This is a genomic window from Bradyrhizobium jicamae, from assembly GCF_001440395.1.
Lineage (GTDB): Bacteria > Pseudomonadota > Alphaproteobacteria > Rhizobiales > Xanthobacteraceae > Bradyrhizobium > Bradyrhizobium jicamae.
Window position 1 is genome coordinate 20,045 of record NZ_LLXZ01000064.1, and the last position, 22,405, is coordinate 42,449.

General features: G+C 61.7%; 20 protein-coding genes. 12 read left to right on the forward strand and 8 right to left on the reverse strand.

Features of this window, described 5'->3' with window-relative positions:
* Positions 1-97: 97 nt before the first annotated feature.
* Genes CQ12_RS10370 through CQ12_RS10380 form a run of 3 tightly spaced genes read left to right on the forward strand, consistent with a single transcriptional unit; the run spans position 98 to position 2,769 of the window.
* Entirely contained in the window at positions 98-868 is a 771-nt protein-coding gene (locus CQ12_RS10370) for an enoyl-CoA hydratase (protein ID WP_057835209.1), read from the forward strand.
* Positions 869-880: 12 nt separating this feature from the next.
* The gene (locus CQ12_RS10375; protein WP_057835210.1) at positions 881-2,572 is read left to right on the forward strand and encodes an FAD-dependent monooxygenase; all 1,692 of its coding nucleotides are present in this window, start codon (positions 881-883) and stop codon (positions 2,570-2,572) included.
* Positions 2,569-2,769, forward strand: coding sequence for a hypothetical protein (locus tag CQ12_RS10380; protein ID WP_057835211.1), 201 nt, complete (start codon positions 2,569-2,571; stop codon positions 2,767-2,769). The genes CQ12_RS10375 and CQ12_RS10380 overlap by 4 nt, the downstream gene beginning before the upstream one ends.
* Before the next feature lie 152 nt (positions 2,770-2,921).
* Here the strand turns inward: CQ12_RS10380 and CQ12_RS10385 are convergent, their stop codons facing one another.
* The 3 genes from CQ12_RS10385 to CQ12_RS10395 form a co-directional block, all read right to left on the reverse strand.
* Complete coding sequence (locus CQ12_RS10385) at positions 2,922-3,305, reverse strand: universal stress protein (protein ID WP_057835212.1); 384 nt, start codon at positions 3,303-3,305, stop codon at positions 2,922-2,924.
* A gap of 201 nt (positions 3,306-3,506) precedes the next feature.
* Positions 3,507-3,959 (reverse strand): universal stress protein, encoded by a 453-nt coding sequence (locus CQ12_RS10390; protein ID WP_057835213.1) that lies wholly within the window; start codon positions 3,957-3,959, stop codon positions 3,507-3,509.
* A 50-nt stretch (positions 3,960-4,009) separates the two neighbouring features.
* Positions 4,010-4,435 carry a hypothetical protein gene (locus tag CQ12_RS10395; RefSeq protein ID WP_157088119.1) on the reverse strand — a complete coding sequence of 142 codons (426 nt, stop codon included), beginning with the start codon at positions 4,433-4,435 and terminating at the stop codon, positions 4,010-4,012.
* A 241-nt stretch (positions 4,436-4,676) separates the two neighbouring features.
* Here CQ12_RS10395 and CQ12_RS10400 point away from each other — a divergent pair, with 241 nt between their 5' ends.
* Positions 4,677-5,210: a DinB family protein gene (locus CQ12_RS10400; protein ID WP_083519232.1), complete on the forward strand. Its 534-nt coding sequence runs from the start codon at positions 4,677-4,679 to the stop codon at positions 5,208-5,210.
* A 61-nt stretch (positions 5,211-5,271) separates the two neighbouring features.
* On the opposite strand, the gene CQ12_RS10405 is transcribed toward CQ12_RS10400, so the two are convergent.
* Both CQ12_RS10405 and CQ12_RS10410 read right to left on the reverse strand, forming a co-directional pair.
* On the reverse strand, positions 5,272-6,210 hold the full coding sequence (locus CQ12_RS10405; protein ID WP_057835216.1) for a hypothetical protein: 939 nt from the start codon (positions 6,208-6,210) through the stop codon (positions 5,272-5,274).
* Between the two features lie 448 nt (positions 6,211-6,658).
* Positions 6,659-7,477: a Crp/Fnr family transcriptional regulator gene (locus CQ12_RS10410; RefSeq protein WP_057835217.1), complete on the reverse strand. Its 819-nt coding sequence runs from the start codon at positions 7,475-7,477 to the stop codon at positions 6,659-6,661.
* Between the two features lie 306 nt (positions 7,478-7,783).
* Between CQ12_RS10410 and CQ12_RS10415 the strand changes: the two genes are divergently transcribed.
* Together CQ12_RS10415 and CQ12_RS10420 are read left to right on the forward strand one after the other, a co-directional pair.
* Positions 7,784-8,740 (forward strand): hypothetical protein, encoded by a 957-nt coding sequence (locus CQ12_RS10415; protein ID WP_057835218.1) that lies wholly within the window; start codon positions 7,784-7,786, stop codon positions 8,738-8,740.
* 430 nt (positions 8,741-9,170) lie between these two features.
* Positions 9,171-10,457: an MFS transporter gene (locus CQ12_RS10420; protein ID WP_057835219.1), complete on the forward strand. Its 1,287-nt coding sequence runs from the start codon at positions 9,171-9,173 to the stop codon at positions 10,455-10,457.
* Positions 10,458-10,575: 118 nt separating this feature from the next.
* Here the strand turns inward: CQ12_RS10420 and CQ12_RS10425 are convergent, their stop codons facing one another.
* Complete coding sequence (locus tag CQ12_RS10425) at positions 10,576-12,135, reverse strand: acyl-CoA carboxylase subunit beta (RefSeq protein ID WP_057835220.1); 1,560 nt, start codon at positions 12,133-12,135, stop codon at positions 10,576-10,578.
* Positions 12,065-13,039, reverse strand: a complete 975-nt coding sequence (locus CQ12_RS10430; protein ID WP_057835221.1) for an IclR family transcriptional regulator — start codon at positions 13,037-13,039, stop codon at positions 12,065-12,067. Before CQ12_RS10430 ends, CQ12_RS10425 begins: the two co-directional genes overlap by 71 nt.
* Before the next feature lie 143 nt (positions 13,040-13,182).
* Between CQ12_RS10430 and CQ12_RS10435 the strand changes: the two genes are divergently transcribed.
* The 6 genes from CQ12_RS10435 (at position 13,183) to CQ12_RS46245 (ending at position 19,901) form a co-directional block, all read left to right on the forward strand.
* Positions 13,183-13,404: an acyl-CoA carboxylase biotin carboxyl carrier protein subunit gene (locus CQ12_RS10435; RefSeq protein WP_057835222.1), complete on the forward strand. Its 222-nt coding sequence runs from the start codon at positions 13,183-13,185 to the stop codon at positions 13,402-13,404.
* 158 nt (positions 13,405-13,562) lie between these two features.
* The gene (locus tag CQ12_RS10440; RefSeq protein ID WP_057835223.1) at positions 13,563-14,729 is read left to right on the forward strand and encodes a TAXI family TRAP transporter solute-binding subunit; all 1,167 of its coding nucleotides are present in this window, start codon (positions 13,563-13,565) and stop codon (positions 14,727-14,729) included.
* 49 nt (positions 14,730-14,778) lie between these two features.
* On the forward strand, positions 14,779-16,842 hold the full coding sequence (locus CQ12_RS10445; RefSeq protein ID WP_057835224.1) for a TRAP transporter permease: 2,064 nt from the start codon (positions 14,779-14,781) through the stop codon (positions 16,840-16,842).
* Between the two features lie 22 nt (positions 16,843-16,864).
* Positions 16,865-18,724 carry a glutaminase A gene (gene glsA / locus CQ12_RS10450; RefSeq protein WP_057835225.1) on the forward strand — a complete coding sequence of 620 codons (1,860 nt, stop codon included), beginning with the start codon at positions 16,865-16,867 and terminating at the stop codon, positions 18,722-18,724.
* A 158-nt stretch (positions 18,725-18,882) separates the two neighbouring features.
* Positions 18,883-19,341, forward strand: a complete 459-nt coding sequence (locus tag CQ12_RS46240) for a transporter family protein (protein WP_245309840.1) — start codon at positions 18,883-18,885, stop codon at positions 19,339-19,341.
* A complete protein-coding gene (locus tag CQ12_RS46245; RefSeq protein WP_245309841.1) occupies positions 19,320-19,901 on the forward strand; it encodes a SphA family protein in 582 nt (193 codons plus the stop codon). Before CQ12_RS46240 ends, CQ12_RS46245 begins: the two co-directional genes overlap by 22 nt.
* Before the next feature lie 134 nt (positions 19,902-20,035).
* On the opposite strand, the gene CQ12_RS10460 is transcribed toward CQ12_RS46245, so the two are convergent.
* Positions 20,036-22,369, reverse strand: coding sequence for a Tex family protein (locus CQ12_RS10460; protein ID WP_057835226.1), 2,334 nt, complete (start codon positions 22,367-22,369; stop codon positions 20,036-20,038).
* Between the last annotated feature and the right edge of the window lie 36 nt (positions 22,370-22,405).

The following is a 22,405-nucleotide window of genomic DNA, read 5'->3' on the forward strand; positions in this document are numbered from 1 at the left end:
GAAGTGGCCGCGCTCGGCCCGCGACCCTTGACAAGACCAACCCTTGCCAAGGAAGTGGTACCCTTGACGCACGCGCGCTTAAGGGAACCACACAACCATGGAAATGCTCAATCCCCACTGCGGCATCGACCGCGACGATAGAGGCGTCGTTCGGCTTTCGATCTGCAACGCGGGCAGCCTCAATATCCTGTCCTCCGCCGTCACCAACGGCGTCCGCGAGGGGTTCGAGAAGCTCGCCGGCGACAAGAATATCCGCGCGGTGATCCTCGCAGGCCAGAGCGCGAAGAGCATGATCGGCGGCGCCGACATCAAGGAGATGGCGAAGCTCGACCAGAAATCCGCCGAAGCCTTCATCACGCGGCTGCGCGACCTCTGCGAGGCCGTCCGCCAGTTTCCGGCGCCTGTCATCGCGCGGCTGCCGGGCTGGTGCCTCGGCGGCGGCCTCGAAGTCGCCGCCGCCTGCGATTTCCGGATCGCCGCCCACGACGCCAAATTCGGCATGCCGGAAGTCCGCGTCGGCATCCCCTCGGTGATCCACGCCGCGCTATTGCCGCGGCTGATCGGCTGGGGCCGCGCCCGCTGGCTGGTGATGACGGCCGAGAATATCGACGCGCCCACCGCGCTCGCCTGGGGCCTGGTCGACGTGGTCGCCAAGGAAGGCGGGCTCGATGCCGCGGTCGAGCACACGGTGAAGGCGCTGCTCGAATGCGGACCCGAGGCGCTGCGCATCCAGAAGGCGCTGCTGCGGCAGTGGGAGGAACTGCCGTTGACCGAATCCGTCAATTTGAGCGTCGGCGTGTTCGGGCAGTCTTTTTTGACTGGCGAGCCGCAGCGGCTGATGGGAGATTTTCTCGCCCGCAAGAAATAGACGGAGGGAGGCATGAGGCCTGCCGGCAAGGGACCGCTGGAGTCGCTCTACTTCGACTATCCCCGCTTTGCGGCGCGGCGCGTTCCTGAGCTCGATGGCGCGACGGCGCGGCATCCGGTCCTGATCGTGGGCGCCGGCCCGATCGGCATGACGGCCGCGCTGGTGCTGGCGCGCTACGGCATCAGGAGCGTCCTGATCGATCGCAAGGACACGCTTAATGACGGCAGCCGCGCGATCTGCATTGCGCGGCCGAGCATGCATATCCTGGAACGGATCGGCGCGGTCGCGCCCTTTGTCGAAAAGGCCCTCGGCTGGCGGTTCGGCCGCAGCTATTACCGCGGCGAGCAGATCTTCCGGCTGGAGATGCCGCAGCCGCCGGGCGAAAAATACCTGCCGATGTACAATCTGCAGCAGCAGTATATCGAAAAGTTCCTGCACGATGCGGTCGCGGCCAGCGACCTCATCGACATGCGCTGGCAGAGCGAACTGTCCGGCCTCGAACGCCACGTGGACGGCGTTTCTGCCCGCATTTCGTCGCCGGAGGGGGATTACTTTCTCGACGCGCTCTATCTTTTGGCCGCCGACGGTGCGCGTTCGCCGATCCGGTCGATGCTCGGGCTTCGCCTCAAGGGCGACAATTACGAAGGCCGGTACGTCATCGCCGACATCCGCATGGACCATGATTTTCCGACCGAGCGGCGGGCGTTCTTCGAGCCGAGCGGCAATCCCGGCGGCACGGTGCTGATCCACAAGCAGCCGGACGATATCTGGCGGGTGGACTACCAGCTTCGCGAAGGCGAAAGCGAGGAAGAAGCCCTGAAGGAGGAGAATATCCGCGCCCGCGTCAGTGCCATCCTCGTCGATATCGGCCACGTAAAGCCGTGGGAGCTGGAATGGTGGAGCGTCTATTCCGCCAACACCTTGTGCCTCGATGATTACCGGCACGACCGGGTGTTCTTCATTGGCGACGCCGCGCATATCGTGCCGATCTTCGGCGTTCGCGGACTGAACAATGGTCTCGCCGATGCCGAAAACATCGGCTGGAAGCTGGCGCTTGTGCTCCATGGCGAGGCAGACGACCGGCTGCTCGACAGCTATTCGCCGGAGCGGCGCGGCGCCACGCTCGATGTGTTCGCCAATGCCACCAAGAGCACGCGCTTCATGACACCGCCGACCCGCGGCTGGCGGCTGGCGCGCGAGGCGGCCCTGTCGCTCAGCTTGAAGCACGAGTTTCCGCGGGGACTGGCCAATCCGCGCCAGATGCAGCCCTACACCTATTCGGACAGTGTGCTGACACCCTATGCTATCAGAGATGCCGCCTTTGCCGGCGGGCCAGCCTGCGGCAGCGTCGCGCCGAACGCTGGGCTGACCGACGGCAGCCACCTGCTCGATTACGCCGGCCACGGCCTGACGGCGATCCTGTTCTGCGAGGCGCGACCTACCGCCGAACAGGCGACGTCGCTCGAGCATCTCGGCCGGATCGACAAGCGGTTCGCTGCCATTGTCGTCGGAACACAGACTTCGGTATCCGGCGCGAAGATCGTAGTGGACCATGACGGGGAAATCGCCCGCCTGTTCGCCGCATCGCCCGGCACACTCTATCTGCTGCGGCCCGACCTGCACATCGCCGGGCGATGGAAGACGGCCATCCCCTCCGAGATCCTGAAAACCGCGGAGATTTGCCTGGGAGGCGAGACGCCATGAGCGCAATGCCGTTCGAAGACTTCGAGACTGCCTATGAAACCCTGGCCACAGCAATCGATACGGCCGGGACGGAGCGCGAAACGCTGTTCCTGACACGCCTCGCGCTGGTGCTCGGCCACGAACTCGGCGACATCACAGCCTTCAGGAAGGCCATCAAGACCGCACTCGAGGGCCTTGAATATGATGTGCACTCATAAGGTCGACTGAAGAGTTAGCCAGTGGCCACGACAGCCAGTATCCCTGTCGGAGGCAAAGCGGGCCTCGAAGGCGGGACTGGGCATGCCTGCCCAACCGGACATAATCTCCATCTCCCCGCGCGTATAATTTGACCTATCGAACGTCTGCACACTCAACGACAAACCAGTACAGGGGTTTTCGCGTAGGTCAGCACCTTGTTTGTCACACTGCCGATCAGAAGCGTGGAAAGTCCGCTACGCCCATGCCATGACATAACAATGAGATTGCAGCCTTTGTCCTCGGCGGCTGCGACGATGGCCTGATAGGGGTGCATGTTCTCCACTTGAATTGTCTCGCAGGAAACACCGGCCTCCTTGGCTGCATTTTCCGCGCGATCCAGCACGCTCGCAAAGTCGCCTGTGACTGCAAGAAGCGGTTCCACAACGTAGATTACAGATACCTTGGCTCCAACGGATTTCGCCAACGCCAACCCATGCGCCACCCCACGCTCCGCCAGCTCCGACCCATCTGTCGGAATGAGAATATGCCGGTACATGCTTCACCTCCCGATTGTCTGGACGTATCGCCGCCTTCCGCAGGTAAGCTGGGCCCGCGTTTTCAGATACAGCTTGAGGTAGATCAATCTATCGGCCCGTCGTGCTGCGCATGACCCTTGGCGAACGCTTTCCTCAGCACCATGGCCGGTGGGTGTTCAACCCCACACAGTCACCAACCCCTGCACTATCATTTATGTCCGCTAGTGCACTACCAACACCGGCACGCTTCCGTCGGCCAGGACCTCCGACGTTTGACTCCCCAAGAACAGCTTCTTGAGGCCGCGACGCCCATGAGAGCCCATGACGATTAGGTCGCAGCCTCTGGATTTTGCTGTTTCGATAATCGTAGTGGCTGGGTGCGCATTCGGAACATGCAAGAGTTCTGCAGATATCCCGATCTGCTTCGCCATAGCCCGCGCTTCATCGAGCACCTTGCCCGCGCCTTCTTTGCTGGCTGCGTCAAAACGATCAAACTCCTCCTGCGAGGGAATCCATCCCGCGGCGTGTCCGCTCCCGTAGTCGACCGGCAGCGGTTCCGTCACGGTGATGACTGTCACTTTGGCATTCAAGGCCTTTGCTAAAGCAATTCCATGCTCAACGCCTTTTCTCGCGACATCCGATCCATCCGTGCTCAAGAGAATATTGGCGTACATTTGAGGGCTCCCTTGCTCGTCGAACGTTTCCCCAAGAAAGCGATGGTTACTTACATGGCCCGATCTCCACGCGCGAACATCATCGGCCCGCCCTGCTTGCGCTGATGCACTGCCTGTTTGTCCGGTGTGCGCTCTTCAGGGAAATGGTTAAGTTCCATCAGAAGCAAGACCCCGACGCAGAGCAGCACGCCAGTCACGAAGCCGATCAGGCCCCGAAAACGAATTCTGTTTTCATCAAGGTGATCATGGGGAGCCCGACGCCGCCACTGCTGATCATCGAAGGAGATGCCGGAGTGTTCCGGCGTTTGTGTACTTACCAGAAAAGAGCGGCCCTCGCCATGGATCGAGTGCGGCTGCGGCGCGAATGAAAGGCCGGTCGCTCGAGCCACGCCCGTCAATTGATCTTGGGTCGGATTTTCGCGCACGAGCGTGAAAAAAGCCTGGCGGAATGTTCCCTCCCGGCCCTGTTGAGACATGCCGAAAGACGCCGAAAACATCTGCTTATAGGGCAAGCCCGGAAGTGGTCGGCGCATGGTCAAAGTGACGAGATTGACCTATTGTTGGCATCGATCAGGGCCACAATTTCTTGCATGCTCCGCAATTTGTCGCTGATACCGGCGGCCACCGGCCGCGTGACTTTTGATCGTCTCGTCATGCAAACCGCGCGTCCTGCGTTTCAGCGGCGAGAATGCCTTGCGTACGGCTATGAGACAAATCATGACCATCTCCCAGTTTCGGCAACTTGCCGCCTATAATCGCTGGGCCAATGCGCGCCTGTATGCCGCTGCACTTGACCTATCGGATCAGGCATGTCGTCTTCACATCGGCGTCTCCTTCGGCAGTCTGCACGGCACATTAAACCACTTGCTGCTGACCGACCGCCTCTGGCTGAAACGGCTGACCGGCGAAGGGGACCATCCGGATCGTCTCGACGCTATCTTGTATGAAGACCGTGTCGAATTAACCCGGGCGCGTATCGATGAAGACAATCGGTTGATGGCGGTTGTCGACCAGTACGACGAAGCGACACTGGCCAGTCTCCACGGCTACAAGACAACCTCCGGGATGCCGCAGTCTCAGGTCCTCGCGGATATCCTGTTGCACCTATTCAATCACCAGACTCATCATCGCGGACAAGCACATGCGTGCTTATCGATCTTGACGGGTGGCGAACCACCTTCGCTCGACTTGCTGGTGTTTCAGCGGGGCGGCACAGCGCCCGACCTCGAAACATTGATCCGACGGGTGTAGCAAGGCCTATTTGGGCGCGTTCCAACGAGAAGCGAAACTCTACGAATGCTTTCTGCGCTTGCTACTCTTGGGCAGCCTGCACAGGTGTCCCAGCCGAAGACTCCCATTGATTGGCTGTCCGTTGCAACAAGCCGGGAACGAGACGCTCCGTAAATCCTGCGATCAGGCCGGCTGCTGCCACTGCCTCCCAGTACATGTTCGCGATATGCTTACCGATTGCGTCACCCAAAATGGTTCTTGCGAATATAAGGATGACAATCCCCGCAACGGCCCCAATGCCGATGCGAAGACCGGCCATCCAATAGTTCATATTTGATTGATGGCAGGGCTTAAATTTGAATTCTTGCAAGCGGGTTGCAACCGACAGCATTGCTCCGGTAGCGCCGAACATTCCTCCAACAATATAGGACTTGAGGCCGACAATATGTGGTCGAACGGCTTCCCAAGCCGTCCAATGCAATTGGACTGGCGCCCACAAGATGCAGAGTGCGACGACCGTTACTACGACCCAACACCATAAGCAGACCCTTAGGTATCGTATCATGTTGTCATTTGTGACCCGCTCGACGGCCATGCTCAGTGTTTTTTCCGCGAGCTTTTTCGCGTCACCGAGATCGGCCTGATTTTTCTTTTCCATGACCAGCATGACCGCCTGAGCCATGTTGTGGTGATATATCGAGGCAGGGGGACGACGAAGGCCAAAGGTCCATCCCGAACTCATCTGAGCGGTAAGATAGCGAAGCTCGCACAACTCAGGGCTAATCTGAGTGAAGCGGCGCCGCTGATCGTCCTCTTCCGCTGGGCAATCTGAGAAGTGCACGTGTACTCCCCGGTGGGAGCGATACACGGCGTAATCCCTTGCGAGCCACAAAATCTCTGCGATTACGTTGCCCAACTTGTCTTTGGCGCCCACGGCAAGTTCGCAAAGAAGAAAAGGTTTTGTGTCGGGCTTAAGCTCGCCTTGGCTTTGCACTCTCGATGTTGCTGAGATGTCGTCCATTCCAGCCTCCCGAGCAAATTCGCTGACAGCATTCGCGGCCGGTCAGCTAGAAAATACACGGGCGGATCGCCAGCCAGTGTGAGGGTGTTCACACTTCAATGACTGGCCCAAAGATGCTGTTGGTTCACGTTGACCTGCCAAGCACGCGGTCCGGATACGACGCCGGCCTTGCGATCAAGCATTCCCTGCGAAACGGCCCAACTGAATGGGCTTGCAGCAGCCTGCTATTCGGGATGTACCATTGAGAACTAGCCAAATCGTCTCATCAATATCCGCTTCTGGCCTTCGATGGACATGCCGGGCGGACCGGATGACGTCCGCCTTGGGACCAAGCCAGAAATGCCTCTAAAGCCAAACGATATCGCGTTTTGATCCGAACCGGAAATTGTCTCCTTAAGGGCCCGCACTGTGTCGGGACTGGAAGCGTGACGCAATCAAGAGCCAAGGGTCAGGCTATGTCATCCGAGGCTGCAGTCTGCCGCGGGACTTTCCCTTCTGCGATAATTCCTTCCAGCCGTGAAATGTTCTCGAGCAGACGCTGGCTGGTCAGAACGAGGAAGTAATAGCCGAATTGCGGATTTTGAAAGTAGATCTCGAGCAGCTTGTCATAGGTTATTGTCAACACTTGCCCGTCCTCTATGCATTCGACCGTCGCGGTTCTCCGTTTATTGGGGGTAAGGAAGCCAAGTTCGCCCATGAGACGTCCTGGCGGAAGCTCGACGCCGATTTCCGTGACCAAAAACTTTCCCGTGATCGTCAGAAACATTTCGGTAGCTGCATCATCCTTCTTGAACAATTGGTCACCCCGGCGGTACCTGCGCTCGGTCATGAACGGTTTGAGCCATTCCATCGAGGTATCGCCCTCCGTCGCGATACGTGCCTTCTTGACCATATTGAGCATTTGACGGAGGCGAACGGCATTGATCGGCAGCAACAGCAGGTACAGGAGAAAAGTCGCCACGTTGCCGGAGAGCGCGCCAAAGGCGACGAAGAATGTACAGCCGGTCATATTCGCGACGCGCAGCGGCACCATCGTCTGCATCAGCAGGGTAGCCACGAAGAAGATGGCTCCAACCAGGGCGAACATGTTGGCGAGCGTGATGTTGGCCAGAACGATTTCCAGCAGCCGGTTGAATAGTGCGTCGTAGGTGACGTTGCTGGGATCGAGACCCATTTGAACCAGAATCTTTGCGATTCTGAGATTGTCCGCCGCCGTATCGAGAATGCGGTTCAGTATCGTCGAAAAATCTGCACTGCTGGGCTCCATCGGATCATCCCTCGCACAAAGCCGTCAGTATTCGCCGGATATCTCGGATACTGATAATCGAAGTCGGACAACAACCGTTTGCGTAAGACCGCTGGCGGTCTCGATGCAATCGATCAATTTTATCCCGAACGGTGGTTTCGGCAATTGCCCGTGTGGCAGAGTGGCGGACCAAGGCACCTGCGGTCTGGTACCTCCGAGTGGACAGCGGGCTACGGCTCAACAACTGGCAAATGGGGTAACCCAGACCCTTCCAGTGTGCTAATTTGAGCCGGCACGATCCTTGTCTTCCACCCGGAAACATGCACCGTGACCGACTATCATCACCCGATATTGATCGAGGAAAGCCGCTTCCGCGGTGCCCTCGACGATGTGATTATCATCCCACTTGTTTTCATCACGCTCGCTGCCAATAAAATCCTTCGTTTCATTCTTTCGATCTTGATGCGGCTGCTCGACTACGCCTTTCCTTTGGTAATGCAGATTGTCTGGCTTCCGCTCTTGGCCGCCAAGGTTCTTGGCAATGTCACCGTTGCTGTCATAAACGGCGCGTTGCGCTTCCTCCCCCTTTCCGAGATGAAACGTCGACAGTGGAATACGTCGATCCGCCGGAACTGGTCGTGGCTCCGGCGGAGGTTTAGCTATCGGGCGTTCGAACAAGCTGTGCATAGTGGCTTTGAAAGCGGCATGGCATGGGTGTTCCGCAAATGCCGGCATCTCACGCCGAACAGCGCACTGCTCGTGATCCTGGGCGCGGTACTTTGGCTCCCGATCTCTTTCGGTGCTGCAACCGCGATGCATGCGGTGTTGTTTGCCAAGGTCACGTCCTGGCCGGCTTGGACGCAACTCTTGCATCCGCTGGCAACGGTCATAGCCAAGAGCAAGCTTTTGGTGCTCCCTGTGTACCCGGCGGCCTGGCCGCAGGCGAAAAGACATCCATTCGTTCAGCTCGTGTTGAAGGGCTTTGAAACCATCAAACGCGTGTATGTCATCAGGAAAGTCGGTTTTCGCTATCGGCAGGCAGAGATCGTCGGCATCGCGGTGATTGAGAGGCTCGAGCGCACCACCGGCCTCGCAACGGCGGTGAGATGGCTGCGCGAGGCGCATGTCGCCGAACGTTTCGGCGTCGAGAAGTCCACTAATGAAGTGCGCTCGTTTTTCGCGCGATGGTCAATCAAGTTCTCGGCCGAATACTACGAAGCAAAGGAACGGCAAGCCTCAGGCGCCCCATCACTACAGAGCGGCAAGCTACGAACACTGAGATGATCGTCAATTTCAAAACCCGCCACATGCCCGGCTTCGTCGTGCCGCGCCCGCTGCTCGGCCGCGCCGACGAGGTGATCGAATGAGGCGCAATTCGCCGCGATGCATGAGTCCGGACGCACCATTGTTTGGCGCATCGGCGCGGATCGATCAATTTCCCTCATGCGAATCGCAAAGGATTATCATGGGCCATCCTCGCCTTTTCATGGGATAGCCGTTTGCAATTTTTGCGACGCATCATATGATGTGTATAATTTAACAGTGGAGCTCCGCATGGCCGCCGCCTCCGATCCCGTCTTCATCCGGCGCAGCGTATCGCGGACCCGTTGCGCATGTCTTGAAATGAGGGAAGTGTGACGTTCAAGTCATGTCATCATTACGATAGAGTGCGCGAAAGCAAATCAGGTAAACCAACAGAAACTCCTGGGGCCCAATGATCTCGAACTGGCTGTCTGCCGTCCTCGCCCGCCGCAACATCCATTACGGCTGGGCGATGGTCGCCGTGACCTTCCTCACCGCGCTGATCTCGGCCGGCACCGTCGGCGCTCCCGGCGTTTTCATCGTGCCGCTGCAGAAGGAGTTCGGCTGGAGCACGGCGGAGATTTCCTCGGCGCTGTCGATCCGCTTCATCCTGTTCGGGCTGATGGCGCCGTTTGCCGCCGCGCTGATGAACCGTTACGGCCTGCGCAACGTGACGCTGCTAGCGCTGCTGATCGTGGTGTCGGGTCTCGTCGCCTCGCTGGCAATGACGCAGGTCTGGCAACTGGTGCTGCTGTGGGGCGTAGTGATCGGGATCGGTACCGGCATGACGGCGCTGGTGCTGGGCGCGACGATCGCCGCGCGCTGGTTCGTGGCGCGGCGCGGCCTTGTGGTCGGCATTCTCACCGCGAGCGTCGCCACCGGGCAGCTCGCCTTCCTGCCGCTCTTGGCGAGCCTGACCGAGGCCTATGGCTGGCGGCCTGCGCTGGCGCTGGTGTGCGTCATGCTGGGCCTCGCCGCCTTCGCCGTGCTGATGGTCATGCGCGACCGGCCGAGCGATGTCGGCCTGCGCCCGTTCGGCGACGAAGGCACCGAGCCGCTGTCGGCACCGCCGCTCAACACCACGCCGATCATGGCGGCAGCGCTCGGCACGCTGCGCGATGCCTCGAAGTCGGGCGTGTTCTGGATCCTGTTCGCCACCTTCTTCATCTGCGGCGCCTCCACGAACGGCCTGGTCCAGGTCCACCTGATCCCGATGTGCCTCGATTTCGGTATTCCGCAGGTGCAGGCAGCGAGCCTGCTGGCGGCAATGGGCATCTTCGATTTCGTCGGCACCATCGCTTCCGGCTGGCTGTCCGACCGCTACGACAACCGCTGGCTCCTGTTCTGGTATTATGGGCTGCGCGGCTTGTCGCTGCTGTTCCTGCCGTTCTCGGATTTCTCCCTCTACGGGCTGTCGCTGTTCGCGATGTTCTACGGGCTCGACTGGATCGCCACCGTGCCGCCGACGGTGCGGCTCACCACCCAGCGGTTCGGCCCCGAGCGCGCGAACCTCGTGTTCGGCTGGATCTTTGCCGGCCATCAGCTCGGCGCAGGCGTTGCCGCGTTCGGTGCGGGCGTGTCGCGGACGGTGCTGCAGACCTACTTGCCGGCGTTCTTTGTTGCCGGTGCGCTGTGCGTGGTGGCGGCGGTGATTGTGCTCGCGATCTCGCGGACGCCAAAGCCTGTGGCGGCAACATAGCTGCCGTAGGGTGGACAAAGGCGCACTGCGCCGTGCCCACCATCTATCCTCGATCGCAAACCGGAATGGTGGGCACGCTGCGCTTTGCCCACCGTACGATTCCGGCGTTCCTGACAGCCTACGGCCGCGTTGACATGTTGGTCGGCGGCCCCACGCTGCGGATCGGCTCCGCCAATCGCGCGAATTCGCACAACAGCGAACGCGTCTTGCGGGGATCGATCACCTCTTCGACCCAGAATTTCTCGGCCGAGCGGAACGGTGAGCGCAGCTTGTTGAGCCGGTCCTCGATCTCCTTCAGCTTCGCCGGCGGATCATCTGCGGCGTCGATGTCGGCGCGGTAGGCCGCCTCGATGCCGCCTTCGAGCGGCAGCGAGCCCCAATAGGCCGACGGCCAGGCGTAGCGCATCGAATAGCGGTTGGCCGGCTGATGCACGACGCCGGCAACACCAAAGGCATTGCGCACGATGATGGTGCACCAGGGCACGGTCGACTGGTTGACGGCGGCCATCGCGCGCACGCCATGGCGGATGGTCGCCGACTTCTCGGCCTCGAGTCCGATCATGAAACCGGGGCAGTCCATCAGATAGACCACCGGCAGATGGAAGGTTTCGGCGAAGTCGACCCAGCGCACCACCTTCTGGCAGGCTTCCGCCGTCCATGACCCGCCATAGTGGAAAGGGTCGCTCGCCAGCAGCAGCACCGCACGGCCATCGAGGCGGGCAAGGCCTGTGATGATCGGGCGGCCGAAATTGGCATTGACCTCGAAGAACGAGCCCTTGTCGACGACGGCGTCGATGATCGGGCGCATCTTGTAGACCTGGCGGCGATTGCGCGGCACCGCCTTCAGCAACGATTCCTCCACGCGTTCCGGATCGTCGCTGCAGGGCGCGGTCGGCGGCAGGTCGTATACCGATGACGGCAGGTAGGACAGGAAACGCCGCGCGCGTTCGAACGCCTCCTCCTCGGTATCGACGGCATCATCGACGCCGCCCGCGCGGGTCTGGATCTCGGCGCCACCAAGCTCCTGTTTGGTCAAATCCTGGCCAAGGCGTTTGACGACCGGCGGTCCCGCAACAAACATCGCGGAACTTCGGGTCATCACTGAGTAATGGCTGGCGGCCAGCCGCGCCGCGCCAAGTCCCGCGACCGAACCGAGCCCGAGCGCCACTACAGGCACGCGCGCCATGTTCGCCGTCGTAAACCAGTACCAGCGGGTGCCGCCGACGCCGCCGGGCAGATTGGCCGCGCCGCGCGTCTCGATCGTCTTCACCGAACCGCCGCCGCCCGACCCCTCGATCACACGGATGATCGGCAGGCGGAAATCATGCGCCATCTCCTCGGCCATCAGCGGCTTGGCCGAGATCGAGGCATCGGCCGAGCCGCCGCGCACGGTGAAATCATCGCCAACCACGACCACGGTGCGACCGTCGACCTTGCCGCGGCCGAACACGCAGTTGGCCGGCGTCAGGTGCTTGAGCTCGCTGCCTTCGTCGTATTCGGCGATGCCGGAAATCGCGCCGATCTCGTGGAAGGAATTCTTGTCGATCAGTCTGTCGATGCGCTCACGAACCGTGAGCCGGCCCTGGTCATGCTGGCGCTTGACCTTGTCAACGCCTCCCATCTCGCGCGCGAACGCTTCGCGCCGAGCGAGCTCGTCGAGCTCCGGCTTCCAGTTCATTCGTATCCTCCGTCTTGATGATCTTGTTGTTATGTGGCCGCGCCGGAAGCGGCTTCCGTTCGATACGGTTGGCGAAGAAATCGCCCTCCGCGCCTTCGAGCAGGCCGCCGATCGCAACGCCGAGTTCGAGCATCTGCGGCGCGACTTCCTGGTGCAGCCGCTTCTCGTCGAACATCGCGGCGAGAAGGCCGATCGTCACGACGACGAAGGTTTGATATTGCGGCGACCAGATCGGCACCGCACAGCCGTTGATATGCGGGCTCCAGGTGCCGCAGCCGACGACATAGCCGTGTTCGCGCAAATGGCGGCGATTGTCCTCGATGCGCGCCTTCAACTGTGCCGCATTTTCCGGAACCTCGCGCTCCATCTCGGCGATCAGGGCGTTACCGACATCGGTATCGAGCGCTGCGGTGTAGGCAAAGCCGGCCGCGGTGCTCGTTATCGAAATACGGCTGCCGGTACCTTCGTGCAGGCCGAGCGCGTTCGCTGCGCGGGCGAATTCGAGATAGACCAGATGATAGCGGTCCGGAATCACGAAGCCGACGGTTCCCGGCAATTGATCGGCGACGTCCTGCAGCCGCAGTCGGATCAGGTTCCGAAGCTGCAACCCCTTCATCATCGAGGTGCTCATCGCCACTGCGCTGGGGCCGATGCGGTATTTCTGGTCGCGCGGCAGATAAACGAGCTGCCCCATTCGTGTCAGCGTGTGGGTCAGCCGCGACACCGTCGATCGCGGCAGGCCGCAGCGGCTGGAAATTTCCAGATTACCCAGTCTGGCTTCATGACCCTCGAAGCAGCGCAGGACGTCGAACGCCCGCGATACCACCTGGATCACGTCACCCTCGCCCGCCAGATCGCTGGCGAGCATTCCCTGTTTGCTAAGCCTTTCCGAGCGTCTTCCCATTGTGTTATGGCTCCATGGCCTTATTTCGCCCTGCGGAATAAAATTCCACTTGCAGAACAAACTACCTCAGGCAATCTGCGGCCACAACAAAAAGCCGTTCACGAGGACAGCCTGTCCGTCAGACGGTCCCCGGGAGAAACGGAATGCCAGAAATCAAGATCGTCACTGAAGTCGCCGGCCGCGTGTGCGCGCTTCCCGTCACAACCGGCGGCAATGTCGACGACGGCGAGGAGATTGCTTTCGTTGAGGCGATGAAGATGGAAATTCCGGTGACGTCGACGGCATCAGGAAAAATCAAGGCCATCCTTGTCGAACTCGACGACGTCATTGCCGAAGGACAGGTCGTCGCCATCATCGAAGCTTAGGCGCGCCATCATACTTTTGATGCGCGACAATGTGTCTGCTGGCGTTATCCGCAACGATGCGGTCGTGCCTCTGCTCGGGCGTTGCCTTCGCCATGCTGCGATGACATGATCAATGCCAACGGAAGAATTTCGCATCGCGAAACATCTAAGGGGAGAATATGATTCATCGTTTGAAGGCGCTCGCGCCAGCCGCACTTGCAGGCATTTCATTGCTGACCTTGTCCGCGGCATACGCTGACGACGTCAAGCTGCCGCCGACCATGGTGGTCACCGCCTATGACACCGGCACCGCCGGCTTCAACATCGCCGTCGGCGTCGGCAAGATGATGAAGGACAAATACGGCACCGACGTTCGCGTGCTGCCCGCCGGCAACGACGTGGCGCGGCTGGCGCCGCTGCGCGCCAAGCGCGCGGCCATGTCCGCCATGGGCTCGGGCACCTATTTCGCCCAGGAAGGCGTGTTCGAGTTCGGCACCAAGGAATGGGGTCCGCAACCGCTGCAACTCGTGCTGTCATCGGTCGACTGCAACGCCGGCTCGCTCGGCGTCGCCAAGGACACCGGCGTGACCGAGGTCAAGCAGCTCAAGGGCAAGCGCGTCGGCTTCGTGGTCGGCTCGCCGGCGCTCAATCAGAACGCGCTCGCGATCCTGGCCTTCGGCGACCTCAAGCAAAGCGACGTCAAGGTCGTCGAGTTCTCGAGCTACGGCGCGATGTGGAAGGGCATGATCAACAACGACGTCGATGCCGCCTTCGCCACCACCATAACCGGCCCGGCCAAGGAACTCGAGACGTCGCCGCGCGGCATCATCTGGCCGCCGCTGCCCCCCGGCGACAAGGCCGGCTGGGACCGCGTGAAAAAGGTCGGCTCGTTCTTCTTCCCGCACGTCGCGACCTGCGGCGCCGGCATCTCCAAGGACAAGCCGATCGAACTCGGCAACTACCCCTACCCAATCTTCACGTCCTACGGGTCGCTGCCCGCGGACGAGGTCTATTCGATCACCAAGGCGATGATCACCGGCTACGACGCCTACAAGGATTCCGCGCCGGGCGCGGCCGGCCTCGGCGCCGACCGGCAAACCAAGAACTGGGTGGTTCCGGTGCATCCGGGCGCTGCGAAGGCGCTGAAGGAAGCCGGCCAGTGGACCGACGCACAGGAAGCGCACAATAAGGAATTGCTCAAGCGCCAGCAGGTTCTCGCCACCGCATGGACGGACTACGGCAAGTCGAATCCGTCGTCGGACGACAAGGCGTTTCTCGAAGGCTGGATGAAGGCACGCGCGGCGGCGCTGGCCAAGGCGAATATGCCAAACGGCTTTGAACAGTAACGGCTTCTAATTCGCTCACGTCGAACGCGAACACCGTCTCGGGGGAAACATGTCACCTTCTGCGAGCGATAGCGCTGTCGCGCCCGCGCAACGAATTGAGTTCGACGACCCGCATGCCAACATGCAGGAAGCCGAAGTCACGCGGGTACGAACACTGCGCGCGGGGTGGCGCTGGGCGCTGGTTGTTGCAACCGCAGTAACCATCCTGCTGTGCATCAACCAGCAATTCTCGCTGCGCTTCTTCATCGGCTACACGCAGCTCAACACGGAGTATTTCTATCTTCTGATAGCGCTGATGCTGCCGTTCACGTTCCTGATCTTTCCAGGAACCGGGAGCGCGCCGCTCGACCGAATTCCCTGGTACGACATCCTGCTTTTTGCCGTCACCTTCGCCTGCGCCATCCTCCTGATGCGTAGCGTCCGCAAGGCGGCGGAAGCCGGCTGGGAATTCGGCGGCGCGCCGACGGACGTGATCGTGGCCGGCGTCATCATGTGGGTGGTGCTGATGGAGGCGTTGCGCCGTACAGGGGGCTGGAGCCTGCTCTTCAGCGTGCTCCCCTTCACGGTCTATCCCCTGTTCGCCGATGCCAAGTGGTTGGGACCGTTTCGCGGCACCGAGTCGACGCTCGAACAAGCGACCGCGTACCACGTGCTTTCGGGCGAAAGCCTGCTCGGGATTCCGATCCAGGCCTTTGCCGATACCGTGATCGGCTTTCTGGTGTTCGGCACCGCACTGATGATGACGGGCGCCGGGAAATTTTTCATCAACCTGTCGTTTGCGATGTGCGGCACCTTCCGCGGCGGCGCAGCCAAGGTCTGCATCTTTGCCAGCGGCCTGCTCGGCATGATGTCGGGCTCGATCATTTCCAACGTGCTGACCGCGGGCACCATGACGATTCCCGTCATGAAGAAGAGCGGCTTCCGCGCCTCCTATGCCGCTGCAATCGAGGCGTGCGCGTCGACCGGCGCCGTGCTGGCGCCGCCCGTCATGGGCGCAACCGCGTTCGTTATCGCGCAGTTCCTCAATGTCAGCTACGCCGAGGTCGCGGTTGCCGCGATCATTCCGGCGACGCTCTATTATGTCGGCCTGTTCATGCAGGTGGATTCCTATGCCGCCCGCCACGGGTTGAAAGGCATTCCACGCGCCGAGCTGCCGAAGGTCTGGGACACGATCAAGGACGGCTGGTACTACGTTTTCGTGATCGCGCTGCTGATCGTGATGCTGCTCTACTTCAAGCGAGAGAGCCATGCGCCGTTCTACGCCACTGCGTTGCTTTTGGTGTTGAACCAGCTCTTCTCCAAGGATACGCGCTGGACGTTTGGGACCATCAACAAGTTCCTTGAGGTCAACGGCCGCACCTTCGTCGAACTGGTCGGCATTCTCGCCGGATGCGGGCTCTTGATCGGCGCGTTCTCGATGACCGGTGTGGTGTCGAGCCTCGCCAACGACCTGTTGCGGATCGCCGGCGACAACGCGCTCCTGCTGCTCGTGATGTGCGCCTTCACCAGCCTCGTGCTCGGGCTCGGACTGACGACGACGGCCTGCTACATCTTCCTTGCCATCCTGGTGGCGCCGGCGCTGGAGAAGCTCGGCCTCAACAAGATGGCCGTGCACATGTTCATCTTCTACTGGGGCATGCTCTCCTCGATCACACCACCTGTCGCCATCGCCTCGTTTGCGGCGGCCGGCATCGCCGGTTCGCCGGCGATGAAGACGGGATGGGAATCGATGTGGGTCGGCAGCATCATTTACTTCATCCCGTTCTTCTTCGTGCTGAACCCAGCGCTGGTGCTGCAGGGACCAAGCCCCTATCTCGAAGGGCTTGGGCTGATGGCGCTGGCCGGCGTCGGCACGCTGTTCATCTGCGGTGGCATCCAGGGCTATCAGGTCTTTGTCGGCGACCTCCGCGCCGCCGGCGTGCTGGAATGGCCGCTACGGGTGCTCCTGGTGGTCGGCGGCTTCGTGATCGCGACCCCCGGCGGCGGCATCATGCCGTTGTCGCAGATGCAGATCACGATGCTGGGGCTTGCGATCCTGGTGCCGACGGTTCTCGTCGCGCTGTTTTTGGTCCGGCGTCAGGCGCCGGCGGCGAACCAGTTGCACGCACCCTGATTGCGTTGCACAACAGGAGGCGATGAAACAATCGCCTCCTCCGTTCACGGCCGGCCCCGCAGCCTGGGCCAGCTCGAAGCCGCCGTTGCTGCGGTTCCTCAACGCCTGTCACGCCGACTTCACGCCCGAGACCAGTGGCGCGGTCGCCGATTACATTCCCGAACTGGGCAAGGCCGACCCGGACCATTTCGGCATCAGCCTCGCCACCCTCGACGGCCATGTCTATGAGGTCGGCGACACCCAGGTCCCCTTCACCATCCAGTCGATGTCAAAGCCGTTCGTGTTCGCGCTGGCGCTGGACACGCTGGGAGCGGCACGGGTCGAGAGCGTCATCGGCGTCGAACCCTCGGGCGATCCCTTCAACTCGATCCGCCTCAACGCCGAGAACCATCCCTTCAACCCAATGGTCAATGCCGGCGCGATCGCCTGCTCAGGGCTGATCTACGAGGCCAAGGGCGACGCCGCGTTCGACTACATCCGGCAGGCGCTGGGACGGTTTGCCGGGCGCGAACTCGACGTCGACGACGCCGTCTATGCTTCCGAAAGCACCACCGGCGACCGCAACCGGGCGATCGGCTATCTCCTCCGCACCAACGCGGTGATCAAGGACAATGTGGCAGCGGTGCTGGAGGTCTATTTTCGGCAATGCGCCATCCTGGTGACGGCACGCGATATCGCCGTGATGGCGGCGACCCTCGCCAATCGCGGCGTCAATCCGGTGACCGGCGAACAGGTGTTGAGCGCCTACGCCATCTCGCGCACGCTTTCGGTGATGACAAGCTCCGGCATGTACGATTACGCCGGAGAGTGGATCTACCGGATCGGCATTCCCGCCAAGAGCGGCGTCGGCGGCGGCATTCTCGCGGCGCTCCCGGCCCGGCTCGGGCTCGGCAGCTATTCGCCGAAACTCGACAAGCACGGCAACAGCGTGCGCGGCATCAAGGTCTGCGAGGCGCTGTCGTCGCATTACGACCTGCATATGCTCAACCGCAGCGACGACGCCCGCAACAGCATCATCGCCAATTACGACATCGGCAACAGCCCGTCGCGGCGGGTGCGGCGCGCGAAGGAGCAGAACATCCTTGCCGCGCATCACGAGGACGTCCGCGTCATCGAACTGGTCGGGACGCTGTCGTTTTCAAACGTCGATTACGTCTCGCGCCAGCTGGCGATCAAACCGCGCCCGCAACTCGTCATTTTCGACCTGCGCCGCGTCACCGCCATGACCCGCGCCGGCGCCCGCCTGCTCGCCGAGGAATTCCGCGAACTCGCCGCGCACCACGTCACGGTGATCCTCTCCGGCATCCGGCGCGCATCGCCGGACTGGAACATGATCGCCGAATGGACCGAAGGCCTCACCAACATCCGCAACTACTATCTGCTCGATGCGGCGATCGAATGGGCGGAAGACCAGTTGGTCTACCGCTACGGCGGCGCCATCGACTTCTTCGATGCCACTGAACTATCCGAGCAATCGCTGCTGGCCGGATTGACGGACGAGGAACGGACCGATCTCGCCTCGCTCGCGTCGACCAGGGCCTATCAGGCCGGCGAGAAGATCATCTCCGCAGGCGAACCCGCCACATCGCTGTTCTTCCTGCGCAGCGGCGCGGTCCACGTCACCCTGCCCGACGGCGTGAGACTGGCAACGCTGACGGCGGGAATGCCCTTTGGTGAAATGGCTTTGCTGGAGCCGCGTCGTTCCGCCGACGTGCTGGCGGACATGACCGCGACCGCGTATGAAATTTCGCTCCGCGATTTCGAACGTTTCCGCAAACAGCATCCCCGCGCCGGCGAGCGCATCATGCGCAACCTCGCGCAGTTGCTGGCAGACCGCCTGATCCTGGCCAACGCCAAGCTGAATGTGCTGACGTCGGGTTAGCTTCGGGCCGCACGGTTCGAGACCCCCACTCGGGGGCGTGACCATTTTGTCACTCTGACACTATTTTCACGGTGCGTGGCACTATGATCGAAGAAGGGACAAACAAGTCGAATTGCGTTCGGTAAGCTCGTCGATGCGCGAAGTCCGGAGGACTCCTCATGACCAGGGATCGACTGTTAAGCTGGGCAGTGGCCACAGCAACTCTGGCCGGAATGGTGCTGTTCTCCGCAACGGCCAAGGCTGACAATGGCGGCGTAGGCTTTTGGTTGCCCGGGGGCATGGGCAGTCTTGCGGCAGTACCTGGGCAACCCGGCTGGAGTCTTTCCACCCTCTACGTGCATCTCGATGCAAGCGCAGGAGGAGGCAAGGAACTTCAAAACAACGCAGCGATTGTCGCCGGACTGCATGCCCGCGCCGACGCCCTTGCCGTCATGCCGTCCTACACATTCGCAACACCGGTGCTGGGCGGTCAGCTGACCCTCGGCGTTGCTGCCGCGCCGGGCAATGTCGGAGTTGGGATTAATGCAACCCTTACCGGGCCGCGAGGCAACCAAATTCGGGAGCTGCCAGCGACGAGCGGGCCACTTGGACCGACGTGTATTACCTCAGCACATTGAAATGGAACCAGGGCGTCAACAATTTCATGTGGTACGTGCTCGGCAATATTCCAAGCGGCACCTACGATTCCACACGCCTCGCAAATCTCAGTCCGGGATATGTCGCGGTCGACAGCGGCTTTGGCTACACCTATCTAAATCCACAGACCGGGCACGAGTTCTCCGCCGTAGCGGGATTGACCTTCAATGGCGAGAACTCTGCCCTGCAGTACCGCAACGGCATCGACTTCCATCTTGATTGGGCGATGTCGAAATTCGTGAGCAAGAGCATCCACGTCGGCCTCGCCGGTTACGTCTATCAGCAAATCACCGGAGACAGTGGCGTCGGAGCAAAGCTGGGAGATTTCAGAGGTCACGCGGTTGGCATTGGTCCACAAATCGGCTTCTTCTTTCCCGCAGCAGAGGGATACACCGGCTATCTGAATCTGCGCGGTTATTGGGACGTGGTCACCGAAAACCGGCCGACAAACAGCACGGTGCTGGTGACCCTGGGTTTCACACCTTCCGCACCAGAACATCCATCGACTCCGCGCGGACCGGCGCACGTGAAGGCACGATAGGCAACGGGCGCCGGCAGGCTTGCGAAGTCATAGCGCAGCGTTGTGTCGAAGATATTCGGAAAGAAAGGGTTCTTTCTCCAGTTCAGCTCTGAGGAGCATCGCAAAGCGATGCGTCTCTGAGGCGCCGACCGCAGTTACCCCGCCTTGCCCCGCCCGTTCTTTTCGGCCGCACGGCGCATGGCTTCAGCCAGCGCGCCGCCCTGCTCCTGCGGCTTGCGTGGTGACGACGACGTCATCGACGCCTTGGAAAACTCGCGCGGCTTGCCTGGGGACGGACGGTCGCTCTTGGCGCCGATTTCATCGTCGAGCCGCAGCGTCAGCGCGATGCGCTTGCGGGCGACCTCGACCTCCAGCACCTTGACCTTGACGATGTCGCCCGGCTTCACCACCTCGCGCGGGTCCTTGATGAAGTTCCTGGACATTGCCGAGATGTGCACCAGGCCGTCCTGGTGCACGCCGATATCAACGAAGGCACCGAACGCCGCGACGTTTGTCACCGTGCCTTCCAGGATCATGCCGGGCTTGAGGTCCTTGATCTCCTCGACGCCTTCCTTGAACACCGCGGCCTTGAACGCGGGACGCGGGTCGCGGCCGGGCTTTTCCAGTTCGCGCAGGATGTCGGTCACCGTCGGCAGACCAAAGGTTTCGTCGACAAAGGCCTGCGGCTTCAACTGGCGCACGACATCGGCATTGCCGATCAGCGCCTTGATGTCGCTCTTGGTGGCCGTGAGGATCCGCCGCACCACCGGATAGGATTCGGGGTGCACGCCGGACGCATCGAGCGGGTCCTCGCCGCCATTGATGCGCAGGAAGCCGGCGCACTGCTCGAACGCCTTGGGGCCGAGCCGCGGCACGCCCTTCAGATCCTTCCGCGACTTGAATGGGCCATTGGCGTCGCGATGCTGCACGATGCTTTGCGCGAGCCCTGCGCCGATACCCGACACCCGCGCCAGCAGCGGCGCGGAAGCGGTGTTGGCGTCGACGCCGACCGCGTTCACGCAGTCCTCGACCACGGCATCCAGCGAGCGCGCCAATTTCGATTCGCCGAGGTCGTGCTGATACTGGCCGACGCCGATCGCCTTCGGATCGATCTTGACGAGTTCGGCAAGCGGGTCCTGCAGGCGCCGCGCGATCGAGACCGCGCCGCGCAAGGTGACGTCGAGCTCTGGCAATTCCTCCGATGCGAAAGCCGAGGCGGAGTAGACGGACGCGCCGGCCTCCGACACCACGATCTTCGACATTTTCAGGTCCGGCAGCAGCTTGACCAGTTCCGTCGCCAGCTTGTCGGTCTCGCGCGAGGCGGTGCCGTTGCCGATCGCGATCAGGTCGACGCGGTGCTGGACAGCGAGCTTGCCGAGCGTCGCCAGCGTCGCGTCCCACTGCCGCTGCGGTTCGTGCGGGTAGACCGTGGTCGTCGCCACCACCTTGCCCGTCGCATCGACGATCGCGACCTTGACGCCGGAGCGATAGCCGGGATCGAGGCCCATGGTGACGCGCGCGCCGGCCGGCGCAGCCAGCAGCAGATCGCGCAGGTTCGAGGCGAAAACGCGCACGCCCTCGGTCTCGGCCGCCGTCCACAACCGCATCCGCAGGTCGATGTTGAGATGCACCTGGATCTTGGTGCGCCAGGCCCAGCGCGCGGTATCGACCAGCCAGCGGTCGCCGGGGCGCTTCTGATCGGTGATGCCGAAGCGCTGCATGATCTTCAGTTCATAGGCGCTGGGGACGCCAGCCTCGGGCACCGTGGCCTCGGGCTGGATCTGCAACTCCAGAATTTCTTCCTTCTCGCCCCGAAACAGCGCGAGGATACGGTGCGACGGCAGCTTGTGGAGGGCTCCGTTGTACTCGAAATAGTCCGCGAACTTCTCACCCTCGGTCTTCTTGCCCTTGCGCACCGCGGACGTCATCAAGCCGTTCGACCACATATCCTCGCGCAAGCGCCCAATCAGATCGGCGTCTTCGGCGAATCGCTCCACCAGAATCGCGCGGGCGCCTTCGAGGGCCGCAGCGACATCCGCTACCTGCTTCTCCGCGTCGACATAGTTGGCCGCAACGGCCTGCGGGTCGTTCTGCGGCTGCGTCAGCAACAGCTCGGACAGCGGCTCGAGGCCGGCTTCCTTGGCGATTTCGGCCTTGGTGCGGCGCTTCGGCTTGAACGGCAAATAGATGTCTTCCAGGCGGCCCTTGGTGTCGGCCGCCATGATCTGGGCTTCCAGCGCGGCGTCGAGCTTGCCCTGCTCGCGGATCGAATCGAGGATCGCCACCCGGCGCGCTTCGAGCTCGCGCAAATAGGTCAGGCGCTCTTCCAGGGTACGCAACTGCGCGTCATCGAGCCCGCCGGTGATTTCCTTGCGGTAGCGCGCCACGAACGGCACCGTGGCGCCGCCGTCCAGCAGTTCGACGGTTGCCGCGATCTGCTCTTCGCGGACGCCAAGCTCTTGCGCAATCTGTCGGTTGATGTTTGCCACGCGACCTCTTTTTAAAGCCGTTTGCGGCGGGGGAAA